The organism is Streptomyces phaeoluteigriseus (genome assembly GCF_001896135.2).
GTDB lineage: Bacteria > Actinomycetota > Actinomycetes > Streptomycetales > Streptomycetaceae > Streptomyces > Streptomyces phaeoluteigriseus.
In genome coordinates this window covers 1,405,897-1,427,210 of sequence record NZ_MPOH02000015.1, presented here as the reverse complement: position 1 = coordinate 1,427,210, position 21,314 = coordinate 1,405,897, and the positions used below count along the sequence as shown (strand labels likewise).

Annotated in this window: 19 protein-coding genes and 1 pseudogene; 7 read left to right on the top strand and 13 right to left on the bottom strand. The window is 72.2% G+C overall.

The annotated features are described in order from the left end of the window. Nucleotides 1-46 precede the first annotated feature (46 nt). Nucleotides 47-631, bottom strand: a complete 585-nt coding sequence (locus BM536_RS24410; RefSeq protein ID WP_073493232.1) for a TetR/AcrR family transcriptional regulator — start codon at nt 629-631, stop codon at nt 47-49. Nucleotides 632-749: 118 nt separating this feature from the next. Here BM536_RS24410 and BM536_RS24405 point away from each other — a divergent pair, with 118 nt between their 5' ends. Then, nucleotides 750-3,179 carry a beta-glucosidase H gene (locus tag BM536_RS24405; protein ID WP_094103467.1) on the top strand — a complete coding sequence of 810 codons (2,430 nt, stop codon included), beginning with the start codon at nt 750-752 and terminating at the stop codon, nt 3,177-3,179. Between the two features lie 143 nt (nt 3,180-3,322). Here BM536_RS24405 and BM536_RS24400 read toward each other — a convergent pair whose 3' ends face one another. Both BM536_RS24400 and BM536_RS24395 read right to left on the bottom strand, forming a co-directional pair. Beyond that, nucleotides 3,323-4,294, bottom strand: coding sequence for an aldose epimerase family protein (locus BM536_RS24400; protein ID WP_073493197.1), 972 nt, complete (start codon nt 4,292-4,294; stop codon nt 3,323-3,325). 15 nt (nt 4,295-4,309) lie between these two features. Then, entirely contained in the window at nt 4,310-5,206 is an 897-nt protein-coding gene (locus BM536_RS24395; RefSeq protein ID WP_094103466.1) for an SGNH/GDSL hydrolase family protein, read from the bottom strand. A 281-nt stretch (nt 5,207-5,487) separates the two neighbouring features. On the opposite strand from BM536_RS24395, the gene BM536_RS24390 reads away from it, so the two are divergent. Further along, nucleotides 5,488-5,982 (top strand): DUF3145 domain-containing protein, encoded by a 495-nt coding sequence (locus BM536_RS24390; protein ID WP_073493199.1) that lies wholly within the window; start codon nt 5,488-5,490, stop codon nt 5,980-5,982. An 81-nt stretch (nt 5,983-6,063) separates the two neighbouring features. On the opposite strand, the gene fabF is transcribed toward BM536_RS24390, so the two are convergent. From fabF to BM536_RS24365, 5 genes are all read right to left on the bottom strand, one after another. Continuing rightward, nucleotides 6,064-7,335: a beta-ketoacyl-ACP synthase II gene (gene fabF / locus BM536_RS24385; protein WP_073493201.1), complete on the bottom strand. Its 1,272-nt coding sequence runs from the start codon at nt 7,333-7,335 to the stop codon at nt 6,064-6,066. Nucleotides 7,336-7,420: 85 nt separating this feature from the next. Further along, complete coding sequence (locus tag BM536_RS24380) at nt 7,421-7,669, bottom strand: acyl carrier protein (RefSeq protein WP_073493203.1); 249 nt, start codon at nt 7,667-7,669, stop codon at nt 7,421-7,423. A gap of 82 nt (nt 7,670-7,751) precedes the next feature. Then, the gene (locus BM536_RS24375) at nt 7,752-8,753 is read right to left on the bottom strand and encodes a ketoacyl-ACP synthase III (RefSeq protein ID WP_073493234.1); all 1,002 of its coding nucleotides are present in this window, start codon (nt 8,751-8,753) and stop codon (nt 7,752-7,754) included. A gap of 16 nt (nt 8,754-8,769) precedes the next feature. Beyond that, nucleotides 8,770-9,693 (bottom strand): ACP S-malonyltransferase, encoded by a 924-nt coding sequence (locus BM536_RS24370; protein WP_094103465.1) that lies wholly within the window; start codon nt 9,691-9,693, stop codon nt 8,770-8,772. 89 nt (nt 9,694-9,782) lie between these two features. Then, on the bottom strand, nt 9,783-10,988 hold the full coding sequence (locus BM536_RS24365; protein WP_094103464.1) for a PucR family transcriptional regulator: 1,206 nt from the start codon (nt 10,986-10,988) through the stop codon (nt 9,783-9,785). 92 nt (nt 10,989-11,080) lie between these two features. Between BM536_RS24365 and BM536_RS24360 the strand changes: the two genes are divergently transcribed. After that, nucleotides 11,081-11,740 (top strand): pirin family protein, encoded by a 660-nt coding sequence (locus tag BM536_RS24360; RefSeq protein WP_170109947.1) that lies wholly within the window; start codon nt 11,081-11,083, stop codon nt 11,738-11,740. Between the two features lie 6 nt (nt 11,741-11,746). On the opposite strand, the gene BM536_RS24355 is transcribed toward BM536_RS24360, so the two are convergent. Next, nucleotides 11,747-13,534: a serine/threonine-protein kinase gene (locus tag BM536_RS24355; protein WP_094103462.1), complete on the bottom strand. Its 1,788-nt coding sequence runs from the start codon at nt 13,532-13,534 to the stop codon at nt 11,747-11,749. Nucleotides 13,535-13,594: 60 nt separating this feature from the next. Further along, nucleotides 13,595-14,431, bottom strand: a complete 837-nt coding sequence (locus tag BM536_RS24350; protein ID WP_073493236.1) for a serine hydrolase domain-containing protein — start codon at nt 14,429-14,431, stop codon at nt 13,595-13,597. 76 nt (nt 14,432-14,507) lie between these two features. Here BM536_RS24350 and BM536_RS24345 point away from each other — a divergent pair, with 76 nt between their 5' ends. Together BM536_RS24345 and BM536_RS24340 are read left to right on the top strand one after the other, a co-directional pair. Continuing rightward, nucleotides 14,508-14,990, top strand: a complete 483-nt coding sequence (locus BM536_RS24345; protein WP_073493207.1) for a MerR family transcriptional regulator — start codon at nt 14,508-14,510, stop codon at nt 14,988-14,990. Then, nucleotides 14,987-16,012, top strand: a complete 1,026-nt coding sequence (locus BM536_RS24340; protein WP_073493209.1) for an aldo/keto reductase — start codon at nt 14,987-14,989, stop codon at nt 16,010-16,012. Before BM536_RS24345 ends, BM536_RS24340 begins: the two co-directional genes overlap by 4 nt. Nucleotides 16,013-16,028: 16 nt before the next feature. Here the strand turns inward: BM536_RS24340 and BM536_RS24335 are convergent, their stop codons facing one another. From BM536_RS24335 to BM536_RS24325, 3 genes are all read right to left on the bottom strand, one after another. Further along, a complete protein-coding gene (locus BM536_RS24335; RefSeq protein WP_094103461.1) occupies nt 16,029-16,883 on the bottom strand; it encodes a DUF4429 domain-containing protein in 855 nt (284 codons plus the stop codon). Between the two features lie 57 nt (nt 16,884-16,940). Next, nucleotides 16,941-18,158, bottom strand: coding sequence for an alpha/beta hydrolase (locus tag BM536_RS24330; RefSeq protein WP_094103460.1), 1,218 nt, complete (start codon nt 18,156-18,158; stop codon nt 16,941-16,943). A gap of 134 nt (nt 18,159-18,292) precedes the next feature. After that, nucleotides 18,293-18,943: a TetR family transcriptional regulator gene (locus tag BM536_RS24325; protein WP_073493211.1), complete on the bottom strand. Its 651-nt coding sequence runs from the start codon at nt 18,941-18,943 to the stop codon at nt 18,293-18,295. A gap of 246 nt (nt 18,944-19,189) precedes the next feature. Between BM536_RS24325 and BM536_RS24320 the strand changes: the two are divergent. Further along, a pseudogene (locus BM536_RS24320) lies at nt 19,190-20,676 on the top strand (MFS transporter). Between the two features lie 320 nt (nt 20,677-20,996). After that, nucleotides 20,997-21,296 (top strand): small hydrophobic protein, encoded by a 300-nt coding sequence (locus BM536_RS24315; protein WP_073493214.1) that lies wholly within the window; start codon nt 20,997-20,999, stop codon nt 21,294-21,296. Nucleotides 21,297-21,314: the final 18 nt, after the last annotated feature.

The following is a 21,314-nucleotide window of genomic DNA, read 5'->3' as shown; positions in this document are numbered from 1 at the left end:
GTAAGTCCGGGCGCCGTCAGTCCAGGCGCAGCAAGTCCGGGCGCCGTCAGTCCACTTCCTCGCCCAGCAGCCGCAGGAAGTCGCGGAAGGCGCCCGGCATGTCCACCGACTCCGGGTCCAGCAGCCACTGGTACTGGAGGCCGTCCATCACCGCGACCAGCAGCGGGGCGGTCCGCTCCGGGGTGAGGCCGTTGGGGAGGCGGTCGCCGTACTCGGTGCGCAGGGCCGCCGTGATGGTGGCCCGCACCTGCCGGTACCGGTCGGTGAAGTAGGCCCGTGCCGGATGTCCCTCCGTGACGCTCTCGCCGAGGAGCGCGGAGAAGGTCTGGATGATGCCGGGCCGCATCGCGTTGTACTCGACCAGCGAGCACAGCAGGTCGATCCGCCACCGGCTGTGCGGCATCGCGTCCCACTGGTCGCGTTCCTCCAGCACGGCGACGAGCAGCGCGTCCTTGGTGGGGAAGTGGTGCAGCAGACCCTGCTGGGTCAGCCCGACCCGCTCGGCGACCGCGGCCAGGCTCGCGCCCCGGTAACCGCGTTCGGCGATCACCTCCAGGGCCGCCCGCACGATCTCGGCGCGACGCTCCTCGCTCCTGGTCGTCCTGGCGCTCATGCCGTCACCGTAAGGCATCCCCGGCCAGTGCATATAACGGCAGGGTCACGAAACCTACCGCTCCACAGGCAACCGATGCACGATGAGGGAACAACACCGCACAGCACCGCACAGGAACTCAACGAGGAGGCCCGCGATGGCGGACACCGGGACGCGCATCGAGGCAGCCGTCGAGACGGCCCTCGGCAAACTCGACCTGGACGCGAAGACCCGGCTGCTGGCCGGCCAGGACATGTGGTCCCTGCCCGCCCTCCCCGAGATCGGCCTCGCCTCCCTCGTGATGTCCGACGGCCCGATCGGCGTCCGGGGCGTGCGCTGGACCGCCGACGACCCGTCCGTCGCGCTGCCGTCCCCCACCGCCCTCGCCGCCACCTGGGATCCCGGCCTCGCCCGCCGCGCCGGCGTGCTCCTCGCGCAGGAGGCCCGCCGCAAGGGCGTCCACGTCCTGCTCGCCCCGACCGTCAACCTGCACCGCTCCCCGCTCGGCGGCCGCCACTTCGAGGCCTACAGCGAGGACCCGTACCTGACGGGACGGATCGGAAGCGGTTACGTGACCGGTGTGCAGGAAGGCGGCGTCGCCACCACCGTCAAGCACTTCGTCGCCAACGACGCCGAGACCGACCGCTTCACCGTGAACAACCTGGTCGGCGAACGCGCCCTGCGCGAGCTGTACCTCGCCCCCTTCGAGGCCATCGTCGAGAACGCCCGCCCCTGGGGCATCATGACCGCCTACAACACGGTCAACGGCACGACGATGACCGAGCACCACCACCTCGTGAACAAGATCCTGCGCGGTGAATGGGGTTTCGACGGCTTCAACGTCTCCGACTGGGCGGCCGCCCGCGACACGGTCGGAGCCCTCCGGGGCGGCCTCGACGTGGCCATGCCCGGCCCGGAAACCGTCTACGGCGAGTCGCTCGCCCAGGCGGTGCGCGACGGCCGCCTCGACGAGCCCGAGGTCGACGAGGCCGTACGCCGCGTCCTGCGCCTCGCCGCCCGCGTGGGCGCCCTCGCGGACGTCGAACCCGCCGTGCCCGCACCGCCCGCACCCGTCCACGGCGAGGCCCTCGCCCGCGAACTCGCCCGCCGCTCCTTCGTCCTGGTCCGCAACGAGCGCGCCGCGCTGCCCCTGCGGCCCGGCCGCACGGTCGCCCTCATCGGCGCCGCCGCCCGCGACGCCCGCGTCCTCGGCGGCGGCTCCGCCACCGTCTTCCCCGCCCATGTCGTCTCCCCGCTCGACGGCCTCGCCGCCGCCCTCCCCGAGGGAGCCCTCAGCTACGCCGTCGGCGCCGACCCGACGACCGAACTCGCCGTCGCCGACAGGGGGTTCACGCTGCGCGCGGTCTGCCGGGACGCAGCCGGAACCGTCATCGGCACCGGCTCGGCCCCCAGCGGGCAGATCCAGTGGACGGACACGGACCTCCCCGAGGGCGTCACCCACGCCAGCCTCCACACCGTCGAGCTGACCGGCACCTTCACCCCGCGCGCGAGCGGCCGGCACAGCTTCGGCATCAAGGGCGCCGGCGCCTTCACCCTCACCGTCGCCGGCACGACGTACTTCGACGACTCCCAGCAGCCCGCCGACGTCAGCGACCCCTTCGAGGCGTTCTTCGGCTCCCCGGTGCCCCGCGCCGAGACCGAACTCACCGCCGGCGAACCGGTCGACGTCTCCCTCACCTACGTCGTCCGGCTGCCCGACGGCATCCCGCTGAAGGTCGTCGCCTTCGCGCTCGCCCACCAGGAACCCCCGCGGGACCCGGACGCGCTGATCGCCGAGGCCGTCGAGGCGGCCCGCGCCGCCGACACCGCCGTGGTCGTCGTCGCCACCACCGACCGCGTCGAGTCCGAGGGCTTCGACCGCGCCGACCTGCGCCTTCCCGGCCGCCAGGACGACCTGGTGCGGGCCGTGGCCGCCGCCAACCCGGACACCGTCGTGGTCGTCAACTCCGGCTCCCCGGTGGAACTCCCCTGGCGCGAGGACGTCGCCGCCGTGCTGCTGAGCTGGTTCCCCGGTCAGGAGGGCGGTGCCGCCCTCGCCGACGTCCTCACCGGTGCCCACGAGCCCGGCGGCCGGCTGCCCACGACCTGGGGCTCCCTCGCCGACGCCCCGGTCACCAGGGTCGCCCCCGCCGACGGCGAGCTGCCCTACGAAGAGGGCGTCTTCATCGGCTACCGCGCCTGGGAGAAGGAGGGCCGCACCCCTGCCTACCCCTTCGGTCACGGCCTCGGCTACACCGAGTGGACGTACGACTCGGTCGAGACGGACGGCACGACGGTCGCCGTCCGCCTCCGCAACACCGGCGACCGGGCCGGCCGCGAGGTCGTCCAGGTCTACCTCGCGCCCACCGAGCCCGACACCGGCCGCCCGGCACGCTGGCTGGCCGGCTTCGCCGGCGTCGAGGCGGGCCCGGGGGAGAGCGCCGAGGCCGTCGTCACGCTCCCGCGCCGCGCCTTCGAGATCTGGGACGAGGCGGCCCACCGGTGGTTCTTTGTGAAGGGTTCGTACGAAATCCAGGTGGGTAGGTCTCTCGCGGACCGCAGGATCACCGCGACCATTAACGTCTGACGCGGGACCTGCGCCCCAAGAGCAGCCCCGGTCCGGGACCTGACCCCTGGACCGGGGCTATTTCCCTGCCGCCTTCCTCGCCTCTTCCCTGCCGCTTCCTCGCCTCCGAGCGTGCGGCGGCCCGCCCCGGAGGGGCCCGGCGGCTACCGCGCCGAGAACCCGTACACCGTCTCGGACCGGTAGACCCCGCCCGGCCGCAGCTCGGTGCTCGGGAAGTCCGGCCGGTTCGGGGAGTCCGGGAAGTGCTGGGTCTCCAGTGCGATGCCCTGGCCGGGCCCGAAGGGCTCGCCCAGGTGGTCCGCCGTGTACACCTGGATCCCCGGCTCGGTCGTGGCCACCGTGAGCACCCGCCCGGACGCCGGGTCGTACAGCTCCGCCACCTCGACCGGCTGCGCCGTGACGCCCTTGTCGAGCACGAAGTTGTGGTCGAAGCCGTCCCCGACCTTGCGGGCCGTACGGAAGTCGAAGCGGGTGTCCGCCACCTCGGCCGGCCCTCCTGCCGGGATCAGGCCGTCGTCGACCGGCGTGTACCGGGAGGCGGCCAGCCGCAGCTCGTGCCCGCCGGTGTCACCCGATCCGCTCAGGTTGAAGTAGCTGTGGTTGGTCAGGTTGACCACCGTCGGCTCGTCCGTGACCGCCTCGTACACGAACCGCAGCGCCCCCGACGCGTCCAGCGTGTAGGTCGCCGTGACCTCCAGGCGGCCCGGGAAGCCCTCCTCGCCGTGCGGGCTGACCCGGCTCAGCCGCAGCCCGTGCTTGACCGGCCGCACGTCCCACACCCGCTTGTCGAAACCGCGCTCTCCGCCGTGCAGCGAGTTGGGCCCGTCGTTCGGTGCGAGGACGTACGTCACCTCGTCCAGCGGGAAGCGGGCCCCGCCGATCCGGTTCGCGTAACGCCCGATCAGGGCACCGAGATAGGGCTCCGGATGGGTGACATAGCCGTCCAGATCCGCGAACCCGAGCACCACGTCCGCCAGGTGCCCGTCCCGGTCCGGGACCTCGACCGACTGCACGATCCCGCCGTACGACAGGACCCGCACCCGGACGCCCGCCCGCTCCAGGGTCCAGCGGTGCACCGGGGTGCCGTCGGAAAGTGTTCCGAAGTGTTCGCTCATGGGTGAAACCCTAAGTCACGCGCGGCGGGCGGTGACCTCGCGGTAGGCGATCTCGGCCAGCCTGGCCTGGCCGTCCTTGCTCGGGTGGAACCAGTCCCAGTGGCTCAACTGGTCGGTCCCGAAGCGGAACTCGTACACCGCGCCGCCGTCGAACCGGCACCGCGGGTCCTTCGCGCAGACCTCCTTCAGCACGGTGTTGTAGTCCTCCACCCGCTGCTGCACGGTCTCCCGGCGCAGATTCGCCGCCGCGTCGAGCGCGTCCGCGTCGCCCAGCATCGACGGGCAGATCCCCAGCTTCCACACCTGCTTGCCCAGCACGTTCGTCCGCCCCTGCGACCACAACCGCTTCAGGTTCGGCACGCTCGCCACGTACACCTGCGCCGCCGGCGCGGTCCGGCGCAGGGTGCGCAGCGACTCCTCGAACTCCGACCGGAAGTCGGAGACCGGCGTCATCGCCTCCGCGGACGCCCGGCAGGCGTCGTTGGCCCCCGCCATCACGGTGACCAGCGCGGGTTTCCTCGCCGCGGCCTGCGCCATCTGCGCCGGCAGATCCGCCATCCGCGCCCCGGACGCCGCGTAGTTCCAACTGTGCGTGGCCGCCTTCGCCGCCCCCAGCAGCCGTACGGCCAGACTCTTCACCTCGCCGCTGTCGCCGGTCGCCCAGGACACCTCGGGACAGTCCGACAGCACCGAGCACGCGTCGAAGCCGCGCGTGATGGAGTCGCCCACCGCGGCCAGCGAGGCGGGGCTGCTGTCCCACACCGGGACCGGCGACGCCGAGGGCTTCGGCCGCTCCCGGGCGTCCGACTCGCCGGGCCCGCCCCCGCCCAGCACATCGCAGCCCGCCGCACCCAGCACGACCGCGGCCGTCACCGCGGCAACGGCCCGCGAGCGGTGGCTCAACTTCGGCATCCCCTGCTGTCCCCTCGGTCGTCCCGCTCGCCGGCCGGTACCCGCCGGACGATTCGCCGGCCCACCCATGACAACGTCCGGGAGTTCCCGAACCCGACAGGAAGCAACGATCACGCCGGTACAGGCGTCCTGCCGGGTGAATGGGGGCCGTTCCGCGGCCCGGGACCGACGGTACGTCACACTCCTCGCGCCGCCGCACGGTAGCCTCGCCATCAGCGTGGCTGCCCGCCACAGCCGCCATGCCAGCCTGCAAGACTGTCCCGCTCTGCCCGGAGGTCCCGGTGACGACACGTGGAGTTCTGTACGTGCACTCCGCGCCGCGCGCGCTGTGCCCGCACGTCGAGTGGGCCGTCGCCGGGGTGCTCGGCACACGCGTCAGCCTCGACTGGATCCGGCAGCCCGCCGCGCCCGGCACCTGGCGCTCGGAGTTCTCCTGGCGGGGCGAGGCCGGCACCGCCTCCAAGCTCGCCTCCGCGCTGCGCGGCTGGCACCTGATGCGCTTCGAGGTCACCGCCGAGCCCTGCGCCAACGCCGAGGGCGAGCGCTACAGCTGCACCCCCGACCTCGGCATCTTCCACGCCGTCACCGGCATCCACGGCGACATCCTCATCCCCGAGGACCGGCTGCGCGCCGCCCTGACCCGGTCCCAGCGCGGTGAGACCGACCTGGAGGCGGAGATCGCCAAACTCCTGGGCAAGCCCTGGGACGACGAACTGGAGCCGTTCCGCCACGCCGGTGAGGGCGCCCCGGTGAGATGGCTGCACCAGGTGGTGTGACACGCGGTACGGACCCCGCGGGAGCGACGCGAAGGGGCCCCACCTCCGGGTGGGGCCCCTTCACTCACGTACAGGCGGTTCTCAGACCGTCCGGAACGCCAGCACCACGTTGTGCCCGCCGAACCCGAACGAGTCGTTCAGCGCGGCGATACGGCCCTCGACGGGCAGCTTGCGCGCCTCGCCGCGGACGATGTCCGCGTTCGCCTCGGCCTCGGGGTCGAGGTTCTCGACGTTGATGGTCGGCGGAGCCACCCGGTGGTACAGCGCCAGGACCGTCGCCACCGTCTCCACACCGCCCGCGCCGCCGAGCAGGTGACCGGTCATCGACTTCGTCGCCGAGACCGCCATGTGGTCGGTGTCGTCGCCGAACACATGGCGCAGTGCCTTCAGTTCGGCCACGTCACCGGCCGGCGTCGACGTCGCGTGCGCGTTGACGTGCACGATCTCCGCCGGGTCCAGGTCGGTGCGGTCCAGCAGGTTCCGCAGGGCGTGCGCGATGCCGCGGCCCTCCGGCTCCGGCTGCACGATGTCGTGGGCGTCGGCGGAGATGCCCTGGCCGACCGCCTCGGCGTACACCCGCGCCCCGCGCTCGGCGGCGTGCTCGGCGGACTCCAGGACGACCACACCGGCACCCTCGCCGAGCACGAAGCCGTCGCGCCCGGTGTCGTAGGGACGCGAGGCGCCCTGCGGGTCGTCGTTGTTCTTGGACATCGCCATCATGTTGCCGAACGCGGCGATGGGCAGCGGGTGGATCGCCGCCTCCGTACCACCGGCGACGACGACGTCGGCGCGGCCCGTACGGATCATCTCGATGGCGTAGCCGATGGCCTCGGCACCCGACGCGCACGCCGAGACCGGCGTGTGCACGCCCGCGCGGGCGCCCACGAGCAGACCCACGTTGGCGGACGGGCTGTTCGGCATCAGCATGGGCACGGTGTGCGGGGAGACGCGGCGGACGCCCTTCTCCTTGAGCACGTCGTACTGGTCCAGCAGGGTCGTCACACCGCCGATGCCGGAGGCGATGACCGCGCCGAGCCGGTCCGGGTCGACGGACACGTCGTCCCCGGCCTTGGCTTCGAACCCGGCGTCCTTCCAGGCCTCCTGAGCCGCGATCAGCGCGAACTGCGCCGAGCGGTCCAGCTTGCGGGCCTGCGGCCGCGGGATGACCTCGGTGGGCTCCACGGCGATCTGCGCCGCGATGCGGACGGCCTGCTCGGCCGCCCAGTCCTGCTCCAGGGGCTTGACGCCGGACTTGCCGGCGATCAGGCCCTCCCAGGTAGAGGCTGCGTCGCCACCCAGCGGTGTGGTTGCGCCGATACCGGTGACGACCACGGTGCGATTGGTCGGGCTCACGGGAATTCTTTCTCCAACGATCGGGATTCAGCGGCGCCACCGCCGGGTGGCGGGGCAGGCCGGATCATCCGGCCCCAGCAGTGGCTCAGTCCTGGTTCTTGAGGATGTAGTTCGTCGCGTCGCCGACCGTCTTGAGGTCCTTGACGTCGTCGTCCGGGATCTTGACGTCGAAGCGCTCTTCGGCGGCGACGACGACCTCGACCATGGACAGCGAGTCGACGTCCAGGTCGTCGGTGAAGGACTTGTCCAGCTGGACGTCCTCGACCGGGATGCCGGCGATCTCGTTCACGATCTCCGCGAGACCGGCGACGATCTCTTCCTGAGTGGCGGCCATTGTCGGCGCTCCTTCGTTGTGTTCCAGAGGGTGTGGCATGGGGTGTCTTCCGTTCCGGACCGCATGATCCGGCACGGAGTGCCTAGGGGAGGGTAACGACCGTCGCGGCGTACACGAGACCCGCCCCGAATCCGATGACGAGCGCGGTGTCGCCGCTCTTCGCCTCGCCGGTCGCCAGAAGCCGCTCCATCGCGAGCGGGATCGAGGCGGCCGAGGTGTTTCCGGTGGTCCGTACGTCACGCGCGACCGTGACGGATTCCGGCAGCTTGAGGGTCTTCACCATCGAGTCGATGATCCGCTCGTTGGCCTGGTGCGGGATGAAGACGTCCAGTTCGGCGGAGCTGATCCCGGCCGCGTCCAACGCCTGCTGGGCGACCTTCGCCATCTCGAACACGGCCCAGCGGAACACCGCCTGGCCTTCCTGGGTGATCGCGGGGAACTTCGCGACCTCGCCGTCGCGGTAGTCCGTCCACGGCACGGTCTGCTTGATGGTGTCCGACTTGTCGCCCTCGGAGCCCCAGACCGTGGGGCCGATCGCCGGCTCCTTCGACGGGCCGACCACGACCGCGCCCGCGCCGTCGCCGAACAGGAAGGCGGTGGCCCGGTCCTCCAGGTCGGTCAGGTCGGACAGCCGCTCCACGCCGATGACCAGGACGTACTCGGCGGAACCCTCGACGATCATGCCCTTGGCGAGGGTCAGGCCGTAGCCGAAGCCCGCGCAGCCGGCCGAGATGTCGAAGGCGGCGGCCCTGTTCGTGCCGAGCTTGTCGGCGATCTCGGTGGCCACGGCCGGGGTCTGCTTGAAGTGCGACACGGTCGAGACGACCACGGCACCGATCTGCTCGGCGGTGATCCCGGCGTCGGCGATCGCCTTGCCGGACGCCTCCACCGACATGGCGGCGACGGTCTCCTCGTCGTTCGCCCAGTGCCGGGTCTCGATGCCGGAGCGCGAGCGGATCCACTCGTCGGAGGAGTCGATCGTCTCGAGGATCACCTCGTTGGGCACCACACGGGTGGGACGGTAGCCGCCCACGCCGAGGATGCGCGCGTACGGGGCGCCCTTGCTGGGCTTGATCTTCGACATGCTCGTCGGCTCCTTGTCAGGCACTGTGCTCGGCGATGACCTCGCGGGCCGCGTCGAGATCGTCGGGGGTCTTCAGCGCCAGCGTCCTCACGCCGGGAAGGGCGCGCTTGGCGAGACCGGTGAGCGTACCGCCGGGGCACACCTCGATCAGCGCCGTCACGCCGAGCTGACGGAAGGTCTCCATGCACAGGTCCCAGCGGACCGGGTTGGCGACCTGGCCGACCAGCCGGTCCAGGACCTCGGCGCCGGTGGCCACGGCCTGCCCGTCCTTGTTGGAGACGTAGGTGAACCCCGGGTCGGCGGGGGACAGTTCCTTGGCGGCGGCGGCCAGTGTCTCGACCGCGGGGGCCATGTGGAGCGTGTGGAACGCGCCGGCGACCTTCAGCGGAACGACCTTGCGGACGCCCTCCGGCTTGTCCTCGTTCAGCACGGCGAGCTGCTCCAGCGTGCCCGCGGCGACGATCTGGCCGGCGCCGTTGACGTTCGCCGGGGTCAGTCCCAGCTTCTCCAGGTGCGCCACGGAGACCTCGGGGTCGCCGCCGAGCAGCGCCGACATACCGGTCTCGGTGATCGCGGCGGCCTCGGCCATGGCCAGGCCCCGCTTGCGTACGAGGGTCAGCGCGGCGGTGTCGTCGAGGACACCCGCGAAGGTGGCGGCGGTGATCTCGCCGACGCTGTGACCGGCGACCGCGCCGGGCGCGATGTCCGCGAGGTCGCCCAGGGCCGAGGCCGACAGGATTCCGGCCGCGACCAGCAGCGGCTGTGCCACGGCGGTGTCGCGGATCTGGTCCGCGTCGGCCTGGGTGCCGTAGTGGGCGAGGTCCAGTCCGATGGCGTCCGACCACGCGGCGACACGGGCGGCGGCGCCGGGCAGTTCGAGCCAGGGGGTCAGGAAGCCGGGCGTCTGTGCGCCCTGGCCGGGAGCGACGAGTACGAGCACTCTCACACTCTCTCTTGGGGACGGGCACGGCCGCCCGTGGGGACAGGGACGAAGAACGGCAGGGGGTTTTGTGGGCCTCCGACAAAACGCTAGCTCTGGAGGTCCCCGTCGACGAGACGCCCCAGGATCAGCGCGATGCGCAAGGTGAACGCAGAGCGTACATCCGACGGCGACCAACCGGTGACGTCAGTCACACGTCGAAGCCGGTAGCGCACGGTGTTGGGATGGACGAAGAGCATCCTCGCGGCGCCCTCCAGACTGGACGCCTGCTCGAGATAGACGGCGAGGGTCTCCAGCAGCGCGGAGCCCGCCTCCTCCAGCGGTCTGTAGATCTCCTCCACCAACTGCTCGCGCGCGCCGGGATCCCCGGCTATCGCGCGCTCCGGCAGCAGATCGTCCGCCAGCACCGGCCGCGGCGCGTCCTGCCAGGCGGAACACGCCTTGAGTCCGGCGGCGGCGGCCTGCGCGGACCGGGTCGCGGCGAGCAGGTCGGGCACCACGGGGCCGGCGACGACCGGCCCCGCGGCGAACGGCCCGATCAGGGACTTGGCCACGGCCATCGGATTGTCGCTGCCGCCCGCGATGACGACGAGCCGCGAGCCGAGCACCCCGGTGAGCACCTGGAGCTTGGCGTGCCGCGAGGCCCGCCGGATCGCCTCCACCGTCAGCTCGGAGTCCCCGTCCGGCGCGGTCCCCAGGACCACGCACACATGTTCGGGCGCACTCCACCCGAGGGCGGCGGCCCGGCTGACGGCGCCCTCGTCGGCCTCCCCGCTGAGAACGGCGTTCACGACCAGCGACTCCAGCCGCGCGTCCCAGGCGCCGCGTGCCTCGGCGGCCTGGGCGTACACCTGGGCGGTGGCGAAGGCGATCTCACGGGCGTACACCAGGAGCGCCTCGCGCAGCACGTTCTCGTCGCCGGGGGCCGCGACCTCGTCGATCGCGCTCTCCATCACCTCGATCGTGGTGCGCACCATCTCCACGGTCTGCCGCAGGGTGATGGCCCGGGTCAGCTCGCGCGGCGCCGTCCCGAACACGTCGGTGGAGATGGCCTGCGGGGCGTCGGGGCGCCGGAACCACTCCGTGAAGGCGGCGATGCCCGCCTGGGCCACCAGCCCGATCCAGGAACGGTTCTCCGGTGGCATGGCCCGGTACCACGGCAGCGTGTCGTCCATGCGCGTGATGGCCTGGGCGGCGAGACTCCCGGAGGACTGCTCCAGCCGCTTCAGGGTCGCGGAGTGCGCGTGGGCGGCGTGTGCTGCGGCTCGGGTGTTGCTGACTTCGGATTCGGGCACGTGGACAAGACTGCCTTATCGGGACGCGAGCATGCGTGGGCGGGTCACGGGCGAGGGCACGGCCCGTCCGCCGACGGGTCTACGGTGGTCCCGTGATGGACGTACGCCGCGCCGACGAGCGCTACCCGGGCGGGGACCCGGCGGCCGGCATCGAGACCCGGCACGCCTTCTCCTTCGGCCCCCACTACGACCCCGGCAACCTCCGCTTCGGCGCCCTGATCGCCTGCAACGAGGAGCGCCTCGCCCCCGGCGCCGGCTTCGGCGAGCACCCCCACAGCCACACCGAGATCGTCACCTGGGTCGTCGAGGGCGAGCTGACCCACCGCGACTCCCGCGGCCACGAGACGCTGGTGCGCTCCGGCGACGTGCAGCGGCTCAGCTCGGCGGCCGGGGTACGGCACGTCGAGCGCAACGACGGCACGGGACCGCTGACCTTCGTGCAGATGTGGCTGGCCCCGCTCCAGCCGGGCGGCGAGCCCGCCTACGACCTCGTCCGCGGCATCGCCGACTCCACGCCGTACGCCGTCCCCGAGGCCGGCGCGATGCTGCACGTACGGCGTCTGTCGGCGGGGGAGCGGACTGCGGTGCCGGACGCGCCGCGGGTCTACGTCCATGTCGTCGGCGGCACCGTGCGGCTCGGCCCGCACGAGCTGGGGCCGGGGGACGCGGTGCGCGCCGCCGACGAGCGGGACCTGGAAGCGGTGGCGGGGGCGGGGCCGGCGGAGGTGCTGGTCTGGGAGATGTCGGCCTGAGCGGGCCTACTCCTCGGAGCTGGGGTCCTCCGCGTTGCGCCACACCGTGACGTCCACCGTGACGTAGTCGCTGGGGTCGTTCTCCGGGGCGCTGCCCTTGAAGGTGACCAGGGCTATGTGGCCGGAGGAGCTGTGCACGCACAGCTGGGACCCCTTGGAGACCTGGGAGAGCTGGACCTCCTTGGTGTACCGGGTCTCCGCGCGGCAGGTGGCCAGCGAGCCCTTCTGGGCGTTGTTCAGCAGGACGACCTTCTCGCCGCTGCTGCCCAGCAGGGGGTCGTTGTCCCAGCCGCCCGCGTCGTAGTAGTAGAGGTCGCTGTCCGACTCGTAGCGGGGGCTGCTGCCGTCCGGGGCCTCGACCGGCTTCGGCGGGGAGTCCGCGAACCGCACGGAGTAGCTCTCGGGGATGTTGATCCCCTTGTAGGTCACCGGCTGCGGATCGGGCAGCGGTCCGGCGCTCGCCGCACTGCCCGTACCCCCGCCGGTGGCGCCGCTCGTCGCCGACGCGTCCGACGAGTCGCCGAGTTCCTTGATGAAGGACGCGCAGCCGCCGAGCCAGGACAGGCCCATCACGGCCGCGATGGAGATCCCGATCCACTTGCCGGCCTGGTTCTTCTTCGGCGGTGGCAGCGGACGCCAGGCGGGCTGCGGATGGGCGTGCTGCTGATGGGGGAAGGGCGGCGGCACGGTCGGCGGGCCGTACGAGGGCTGGTACGGGGCCTGCGGGTGGGGCGGCGGGACGACCGGCCCGAACGAGGGCGTCGGCGGCAGATGCGTGGCCGCGGCCGTGGGCGCCGCGTGCGCCGGGGTCTGCGCCGGGGCCTGCCGGGGCGGGCTCAGGTCGGGCTGGGTGACCGGCGCCGTCGGCGCGGGGCCCGCCGCCAGCGCGGCCGACGCCGACACCCGCTGGGTGATCTGCGCGGCGATGGCCTCCGGCAGCCACGACCCGGACTGGCGCAGCGGCGTCGGCGACGCCTCCTGGCACAGGGTGATGATCTCGGCGGGGGAGGGCCGCTCGGCCGGGTCCTTGGCCAGGCAGCGGGCGATGAAGCCGAGCTGCTCCGCGAGCCCGCTCAGGTCGGGCTCCTCGTGCACGATCCGGTACAGCACCGCGTGCGAGGGCCCGTCGCCGTACGCCCCGGTGCCGCGCGCCGCGAAGGCGGCCACCTGACCGAGCGCGAACACGTCCGAGGCGGGCGTGACCTTCTTCCCGGCGGCCTGCTCGGGCGACATGAACGCGGGCGTGCCGATGGAGACGCCGGTACCGGTCAGCGCGGTGGCGTCGGCGGCGCGGGCGATCCCGAAGTCGATGACCCGCGGACCGTCGGAGGCGAGCAGCACGTTGGAGGGCTTGAGGTCGCGGTGGACGATGCCCGCCCCGTGGATGACGGACAGCGCCTCGGCCATGCCCGCGAGCAGCAGCAGGACCGACGGCACCGGCAGCGGCCCGTGCTCGCCGACGGCCGCGGCCAGCGAGGGCCCGGCCACGTAGGCGGTGGCCAGCCAGGGGTGGGCGTCCTCGGTGTCGTAGTCGATGACCGGCGCGGTGTAGAGGCCCTGCACGCGCTGGGCGGCCTGCACCTCCTGGCGGAACCGGCGGCGGAACTCCGGGTCCTCGCTCAGTTCCGGACGGATCGTCTTGAGGGCGATCGGATGCCCGCCGGGCGTGTACGACAGGTACACCGTGCCCATACCGCCCGCGCCGAGCCGTGCGGCCAGCCGGTAGCTCGCGACCGAGGTCGGGTCACCGCTCTCCAACGGACGGAAATGGCCGCCCTGTTGAACGCCTGTCATCGCTCTCCCCCGAGATCCGCGCATTGGGTGCTGTGTGCAGAGGGAGGTTAGCGGAGGAGGTCAGCGGGCGGGACCGGAGCCCCGGACCTCGCCGAGCACCGCGTCCGTGAACACCGGCCACGCCTCGGCCGCCCAGGGCCCGAACGCGCGGTCCGTCAACGCCACGGCGGCGGCCCCCGCTTCGGGGTCGATCCACAGGAACGTACCGGACTGCCCGAAGTGTCCGAAGGTCCGCGGTGAGGAGGAAGCGCCGGTCCAGTGCGGCGACTTGGCGTCCCGGATCTCGAAGCCGAGCCCCCAGTCGTTGGGGTTCTGGTGACCGTATCCCGGCAACACGCCCTTGGTGCCGGGGTACTGGACGCTCATCGCCGCCGCCACCGTCCGCGTGTCCAGCAGTCGCGGCGCCTGCACCTCGGCGGCGAACCGCAGCAGGTCCTCCACGCTCGACACGCCGTCCTTGGCGGGCGAGCCCTCCAGCGAGGTCGCCGTCATCCCCAGCGGCTCCAGCACCGCCTGCCGCAGATACTCGGCGAACGGGATGTCCGTCGCCTTCGCGATGTGGTCCCCGAGCTGCTCGAAGCCGGCGTTGGAGTACAGCCGGCGGTCCCCGGGCGGCGCCGTCACGCGGTGTTCGTCGAAGGCCAGCCCGGAGGTGTGCGCGAGCAGATGGCGGACGGTCGCCCCGGGCGGCCCGGCCGGCTCGTCCAGCTCGACCGCGCCCTCCTCGTAGGCGACGAGGGCGGCGTACGCGGTCAATGGCTTGGTCACCGAGGCCAGCGGGAAACGCCGGCCGACCGGACCGTGCGTGCCCAGGACCGTACCGTCGGCCCGTACGACCCCCGCCGCGGCGGAGGGGACCGGCCAGTTCTCGATCAGCGCGAGGCTCGTGAGCGACATGGCCATGAGCCTACCTTCGGACTTCTTGCCGCAATCGCTTGCTTGGAGTGCGCTCGAAGGTCATAGCGTGGAGGGCATGACGGTGTTGCAGACCACACCCCTGACCACCGAAGAGGACAACCCCGCGGACGTCTGTTCCGCCCCGCCACCGGGGCATCCCCGCCCCGACGGGCAGGACAGCTACACGATCAGCGAGGTGGTCGCCTTCACCGGCCTGACGGCGCACACCCTGCGCTGGTACGAGCGGATCGGGCTGATGGCCCACGTCGACCGCTCGCACACCGGCCAGCGCCGCTACAGCAACCGCGACCTCGACTGGCTCGACCTCGTCGGGAAGCTGCGGCTGACCGGTATGCCGGTCGCCGACATGGTCCGGTACGCGGAGCTGGTGCGCGAGGGCGAGAACACGTTCGGCGAGCGGCGCGAGCTGCTCGAACAGACCCGGCGGGACGTCCGGGCGCGGATCGCCGAACTCCAGGACACCCTCGCCGTACTCGACCGGAAGATCACGTTCTACTCGGACGCCACCCAGGCGTACGAAGCGGAGAGGACCCGATGACCGACAACAGGATCCCCACGGCACGACTCGGCGACGCGGGCCCCGAGGTGGGCGTCCAGGGCCTCGGCTGCATGGGCATGAGCTTCGCCTACGGCCCCTCGGACGCGAAGGAGTCACGCGCCGCCCTGGACCGCGCCCTGGACCTGGGCGTCACCCTGTACGACACGGCGGACGCGTACGGCGTCGGCGCCAACGAGGAGTTCCTCGCCCCGTTCTTCAAGGCGCACCGCGACGAGGTCGTCATCGCCACCAAGTTCGCCCTGTCGATCCCCGCGGACGATCCCACCCGCCGGGTCATCCGCAATGACGCGCCCTACGTCCGCCAGGCCGTCGAGGCCAGCCTGAAGCGCCTGGACGTCGACGTCATCGACCTCTACTACATGCACCGGCGCGATCCGGCCGTGCCGATCGAGGACACCGTCGGCGTGATGGCCGAGCTGGTGCGCGAGGGCAAGGTCAAGCACCTGGGCCTGAGCGAGGTCACAGCCGCCGAGCTGCGGGCCGCGCAGGGCGTGCACCCGATCGCCGCCGTGCAGTCGGAGTGGTCGCTGTTCAGCCGGGACATCGAGGACCGGGTGGTGCCGGCCGCCCGCGAGCTGGGCGTCGCTCTCGTGCCGTACTCCCCGCTCGGTCGGGGCTTCCTCACCGGCTCCTTCGCCGACGCGGACAAGGACCTCACGGCCGACGACTTCCGCCGTCAGCAGCCCCGCTTCACCGGCGAGAACGCGGCGGCCAACGCCGCCCTCCTGGAGCCGGTCCGCGCGGTCGCCCGGGCCCACGACGCCACCCCGGCGCAGATAGCGCTGGCCTGGGTGCAGCAGCGGGCCGGCGTCCACGGACTGCCGGTGATCCCGATCCCGGGGACCCGCAAGGCGGGCCGGGTGGAGGAGAACGTACGCGCGACGGCCGTCGAGCTGAGCGCGGACGAGCTGGCGCTCCTGGAGCCGATCGCGGACAAGGTCGCGGGCGACCGGTACGCGGACATGACGTTCACCTCGGCCGGCCGGGAAGCCCTCTCCTAGGCACTACGGCTCGGCACTACAGCTCGGCCAGCAGTTCCGCCTTCTTCGCGGAGAACTCCTCGTCGGTGACCAGTCCGGCGGTGTGGAGTTCGCCGAGATGACGGATCCGCTCGGCCACGTCCGCCGGATCGCGGCGTGGGCTCGAGGCCGCCACCGCGGCCATGGGCCCACGTCCGCGACGTATCGCGGACAGCACGGCCGCCGCGAACGGCAGCGACTCGTGCACGGCCCCGTAACCCAGCCCGAACACCACGGTCGCCGGGTCCTGGTCGGCCTGCACGGGCAGGTCCTCCCCACGCAGCAGCCGCAGGTACCCCTCGAAGACCTCGGGCGAGCGCCACTCCACCCCGCTCAGCTCCGACACGGCGAAGCTCTGGTCGCCGGCCTTCCACTTCGCGGACGAGGCCCCGGTCCAGAACCAGCGGAACCGTACGGTCCGCCCGTCGAAGGACGCCTTCGCGTCGTACGCCTTGAACGACAGCGGCACCTCCGGCGCGGCCACCAGGAACCGCTCGGCGGGACCGGACTCCGTCAGCCCCGCCCGCAGCTCGTCGGCGTAGTACTCCGCGAGCGCGTCCCGTTCGGCGGGCAGCACCAGCCGGTACGGATCGCAGTGGTCCTTCAGCTGTCCCGCCGCGGCCTCGGTCAGCGGATCGGCGCCGGGCCGCGGCACGATGCGCAGCACCACCGTCCCGCGCCTGCCCGGTTCGAGCGTGACCGCCTCGATCGCCGCCAGCGGGATCCTTCGCTCGCCCAGCGCGGAGAACAGCTTGGGTGTGCGGATGCCCCGTTCGTAGCGGATGAGGACGGAGTCGGACTCGAACTCCCAGGCGGCATGAAATCCGGCCAGTACGTCACCCATGCGGCTCATCGTATGCGGCACTCGCTCCATCGTCCCCTCCCCGCGCGCACCGCAATTCCTGCGTCTCTACGCGCGTCCGGCCGTGGTCGTGCCGGGCAGATCCGCCCGGCACAGGTCATTGTCGTCCGCGCACCGCACCGAGCCGTACTCGCCGGTGCCGATGTCCGCGAAGTTGCGCAGGCTGTCCGTGCCGGGCTCGAAGTAGCCTCCGTGGCCCCTGGCCTCGCGGGCCGACAGCACCCGCGCGCCGAACCCGGAAGCCACCGGGTCCGCGCCGTGCCCGAGGCCGCCCAGCTCCAGATACGGCACGTCCTGCACCCAGTCGTCGGAGTCCCGCATCGCCCACACCCGGGCGCCGGTGTCCAGTTGCGCGGCGTTCTCCACCCGCATCCCGGGGCTGCCGGCGACCGCGATGTCCGACACCCGGTCCGGCAGGGCGTGCGCGGCGACCCCGCACACCACGGAGCCGTAGCTGTGGCAGAACAGGGAGACGGGGGAGCCGCCGGGCAGGCCGCGCACCAGCGCGTTCAGCCGTACGGCGCCGCGCTCGGCGCGCATCGCGGTGGCCGAGTCGATGCCGAGCCCGGCCGGCGAGGTGTAGTCGGCCCAGGCGATCACGGCCGTCCGCGTCGAGGGGCGCGCCTCGCGCTCGGCCGCGTACAGCGCCTCCGCCATGCCGACGGGCGCCGAGTACCTGCGGTGGGTGCGCTGGAAGGTGAGCAGGGCCGTGTCCACCCCGGGGACGACGACGGAGATCCGCTCGGCACGGTCGAGGTCGCCGAACACCTCGGCGACCCGGCCGGTGCCCTCCGGGTCGAAGGCGAGGATCTGGCGGCCTGCGTCGGTCATCGACGCGAGGCGGTGCATGCGCCGCCCGGCCTCGTGCTGCCCGGCGGGCGAGAGCCGCTCGTCCCGCGTCCGGGCCCGCTCCACCCGGATCTGCTCCCGTATCGCGATCCGGTTGGCGCGGTAGCGGAGCGCGGGCGGGGCGCCGTTCATGTTGCCGACGGCGAGGGGATAGCGCTCGGCGAGTCTGTCGCGCTGGCCCGCGGTGAGCGAGGCGAAGAACCGCGCCAGCCGGGCCGGGGTCGACTGCGGGCCGGGCAGCTGCCGCCCGGCGATCCGGCCGCGCTCCCATGCGCCGAGCGAGGACTTGAGCGCGGTGGTCCTCTCGTGCCGGTGCACGGCGGTCCAGCCGGTGGTCGCCAGCATCACGAACACCACGGCCAGCGCGAGCAGAGTGCGCCATGCCGTCAGTTGCGGGGAGGTGTCGAAGGAAGTCACTGGGAGGACACACTAGGAGAACGAGAAGGTCTCGGGTGGCGGGAGTGATGGGGATCACGTTTCGCCGGGCGTGTCGGTGGGCATGACGCTCTTCAGGTCCCACACAGCCCGCGGTGCCGCGCCGCAGCCGTACGTCACGCCTCGTCGCGCCAGCCGCCCAGCAGGGCCGGTCCCACCTGATCGAGGTGGCGGGACGTCAGCTCGCGCATCCCCTCCAGGCTGTAGTCCTCACCCGTGATCCACTGCCGTTCCGTCACCCGCATCACCGCGCCGAACACGGCCACCGCCAGCCGTGGCCGGGGGTCGGCGTCCACGTCCAGACCCTCCCGTTCCGCCAGCACCCGCGCGATCGCGTCCTCGGTCTCCGCCGAGCGCCGCAGATGCGCGGCGAGCAGGACGGGGGTCGACTCGATCACCCGGTACATGCGCAGGTACAGCTCCACGGACGCGATCGACTCGATGGCCTCGCTGAGGGAGCTCCAGCCTTCCAGGACCGCCTGCCGCAGGGCCTCCATCGGCGCCTCGTGGGCGGGGCGGGCGCGCACCCCCTCGACGAAACGCCCCACCGTGATGCCCTCCAGGGCGAGGGCGGCCTCCTCCTTGCCGGCGAAGTAGCGGAAGAAGGTGCGCTGCGAGACGTCCACGGCCTCCGCGATCTCGTCGACGGTCGTCCGTTCGTACCCCTGCGAGGTGAACAGATGGACGGCCGCCCGCAGCAGCTCGTCATGGGTGCGGCGCTTCTTCATCTCGCGCAGCCCCGGCCGTGGCGGCGTGGTGGTCTCCATGGCGACCCTCTCCTTCTGCCGTCCGTCCCACCGGGCCAAGGGCAGGTGACGTGTCAGTTACCGACTTGTGAATCCGTTTGTCAACTGTCAGTGGCTGTCATTAGCCTCGGGCGCATGACTAGTCAGACCACCATCGACACGACGGGACCGGCGGACAAGTCGCCCTCCACCCCGTCGGACCAGCCACCGGCCAAGGGGCTGCGCGGCCACCCGTGGTTCACGCTCATCACCGTCGCCGTCGGGGTCATGATGGTGGCCCTCGACGGCACGATCGTGGCCATCGCCAACCCGGCCATCGCCAAGGACCTGGGCGCCACGTTCGCCGAGGTCCAGTGGATCACCAACGCCTACTTCCTCGCCCTCGCGGTCTCCCTGATCACCGCGGGCAAGCTCGGTGACCGCTTCGGCCACCGCCAGACCTTCCTGATAGGCGTCGTCGGCTTCGCCGCCGCCTCCGGCGCGATCGGCCTGTCCGACAGCATCGCGTTCGTCGTCACCTTCCGCGTCCTCCAGGGCGTCTTCGGCGCGCTGCTCATGCCGGCCGCGCTCGGCCTGCTGCGGGCGACCTTCCCGGCCGAGAAGCTCAACATGGCCATCGGCATCTGGGGCATGGTCATCGGAGCGTCCACCGCCGGCGGCCCGATCCTCGGCGGCGTCCTCGTCGAGCGCGTCAACTGGCAGTCCGTGTTCTTCATCAACGTGCCGGTCGGCATCCTCGCCGTCGCCCTGGGCGTGGTGATGCTGCTCGACCACCGCGCCGAGAAGGCCCCGCGCTCCTTCGACATCCTCGGCATCGTGCTGCTCTCCGGTGCGATGTTCTGCCTCGTCTGGGCCCTCATCAAGGCCCCCGAGTGGGGCTGGGGAGACGGCAGGACCTGGGCGTTCATCGGCGGCTCGGTGCTGCTGTTCGTCGGCTTCGCCCTCTGGGAGAACTTCGTCGCAGAACCGCTCGTCCCGCTGGGCCTGTTCCGTTCGGTGCCGCTGTCCGCGGGCGTCGTGCTGATGGTCCTGATGGCCATCGCCTTCATGGGCGGCCTCTTCTTCGTGACGTTCTACCTCCAGAACGTGCACGGTATGGGCCCGATCGACGCCGGCCTGCACCTGCTCCCGCTCACCGGGATGATGATCGTCGGCTCCCCGCTCGCGGGCGCGATGATCACCAAGGCCGCCCGCGGATCCCGCTGGCCGGCGGCATGGTGTGCGTGGCGGTCGCCATGTTCGGCATGTCCACCCTGGGGACGGACACCGGCAGCCTCGCGATGTCCGTCTGGTTCGCCCTGCTCGGCCTCGGCCTCGCCCCCGTCATGGTCGGCGCCACCGAGGTCATCGTCGGCAACGCCCCCATGGAGCTGTCCGGAGTCGCCGGCGGCCTCCAGCAGGCCGCCATGCAGATCGGCGGCAGCCTCGGTACGGCCGTCCTCGGTGGTGTCATGGCCTCCAAGGTCGACAGCGACCTGCCCGGCAACTGGGCGGACGCCGGCCTGCCCGAACTCGCCCCGGCCCAGCTCGACCAGGCTTCCGAGGCCGTCCAGGTCGGCGTGGCGCCGGTGACGCAGGGCACGCCCGCCGAGGTCGCCGCGAAGATCACCGACGTCGCCCACGACACCTTCATCTCCGGGATGAGCCTCGCGTCGCTCGTCGCGGCCGGGGTCGCGGTGGTGGCCGTGTTCGTCGCACTGCTCACCAAGCGCGGGGTGAACGCGGACGCGGGCGCGGGGGTCGGTCACATCTGACTCCCACCGTGGCGTCACCTCCCTGACGCCACCTCGGCTCCGACGTCACTTCCTCCGACGTCACCGCCGCTCCGACGGGCTTCGGCCCTGACGGAACTTCAGCGGAATTCCCCTATCAGGGTGACAACGCTAAAGGTTCCTCGCCTCCGGTACGCGCCGCAGGTCACAGTGGGTCATGCCCTCCGGATGGGAGGGCGGCCAGGGCTGCGGCGCGCTGCCGGAGGGGGACAGCGCGCCGCCGGCCCGGGCCCAGCGCTGCATAACTGGCGTGAAGCGGGTACCCGAACATCGAAGCAGCCCCAGGATCAAGGGAGTTGACGATGGCGGGCTTCGGACAAGGAACGCGCAGGAACCCCCGCTCACGAGGCCGGACGTGGTCACGGACCGGGCCGGACAGCGCGACGCTCGGCATCGTCGGCCTGGTCTGCGCGGTCGCCGGATTCTTCGCGCTCGGGATCGTTCTCGGTCCCGCGGCGATCATCTGCGGCTGGTTGGCCATGGGCCGCAGCTGGGCAGGACCCCGCCCGGTACCGGCCCTGGTCGCCGTGGTCCTCGGAGCGATCGACACGCTGCTGGCGCTGGTCTGGCTCTCGGGGACGGCGGGGAACGGTTTGCTGTGAGGCGGGGGGCTCCGGCGG

What these genes read in the sequence shown, in the direction of transcription:
- BM536_RS24335 (WP_094103461.1), bottom strand. Translation starts at nt 16,883, where the DNA reads ATGAGCCGCATGGGTGACGTACTGGCCGGATTTCATGCCGCCTGGGAG.
- BM536_RS24325 (WP_073493211.1), bottom strand. Translation starts at nt 18,943, where the DNA reads ATGGAGACCACCACGCCGCCACGGCCGGGGCTGCGCGAGATGAAGAAG.
- BM536_RS24340 (WP_073493209.1), top strand. Translation starts at nt 14,987, where the DNA reads ATGACCGACAACAGGATCCCCACGGCACGACTCGGCGACGCGGGCCCC.
- BM536_RS24380 (WP_073493203.1), bottom strand. Translation starts at nt 7,669, where the DNA reads ATGGCCGCCACTCAGGAAGAGATCGTCGCCGGTCTCGCGGAGATCGTG.
- BM536_RS24405 (WP_094103467.1), top strand. Translation starts at nt 750, where the DNA reads ATGGCGGACACCGGGACGCGCATCGAGGCAGCCGTCGAGACGGCCCTC.
- BM536_RS24345 (WP_073493207.1), top strand. Translation starts at nt 14,508, where the DNA reads ATGACGGTGTTGCAGACCACACCCCTGACCACCGAAGAGGACAACCCC.
- BM536_RS24375 (WP_073493234.1), bottom strand. Translation starts at nt 8,753, where the DNA reads ATGTCGAAGATCAAGCCCAGCAAGGGCGCCCCGTACGCGCGCATCCTC.
- BM536_RS24315 (WP_073493214.1), top strand. Translation starts at nt 20,997, where the DNA reads ATGGCGGGCTTCGGACAAGGAACGCGCAGGAACCCCCGCTCACGAGGC.
- BM536_RS24350 (WP_073493236.1), bottom strand. Translation starts at nt 14,431, where the DNA reads ATGTCGCTCACGAGCCTCGCGCTGATCGAGAACTGGCCGGTCCCCTCC.
- BM536_RS24395 (WP_094103466.1), bottom strand. Translation starts at nt 5,206, where the DNA reads ATGCCGAAGTTGAGCCACCGCTCGCGGGCCGTTGCCGCGGTGACGGCC.
- BM536_RS24400 (WP_073493197.1), bottom strand. Translation starts at nt 4,294, where the DNA reads ATGAGCGAACACTTCGGAACACTTTCCGACGGCACCCCGGTGCACCGC.
- BM536_RS24355 (WP_094103462.1), bottom strand. Translation starts at nt 13,534, where the DNA reads ATGACAGGCGTTCAACAGGGCGGCCATTTCCGTCCGTTGGAGAGCGGT.
- BM536_RS24410 (WP_073493232.1), bottom strand. Translation starts at nt 631, where the DNA reads ATGCCTTACGGTGACGGCATGAGCGCCAGGACGACCAGGAGCGAGGAG.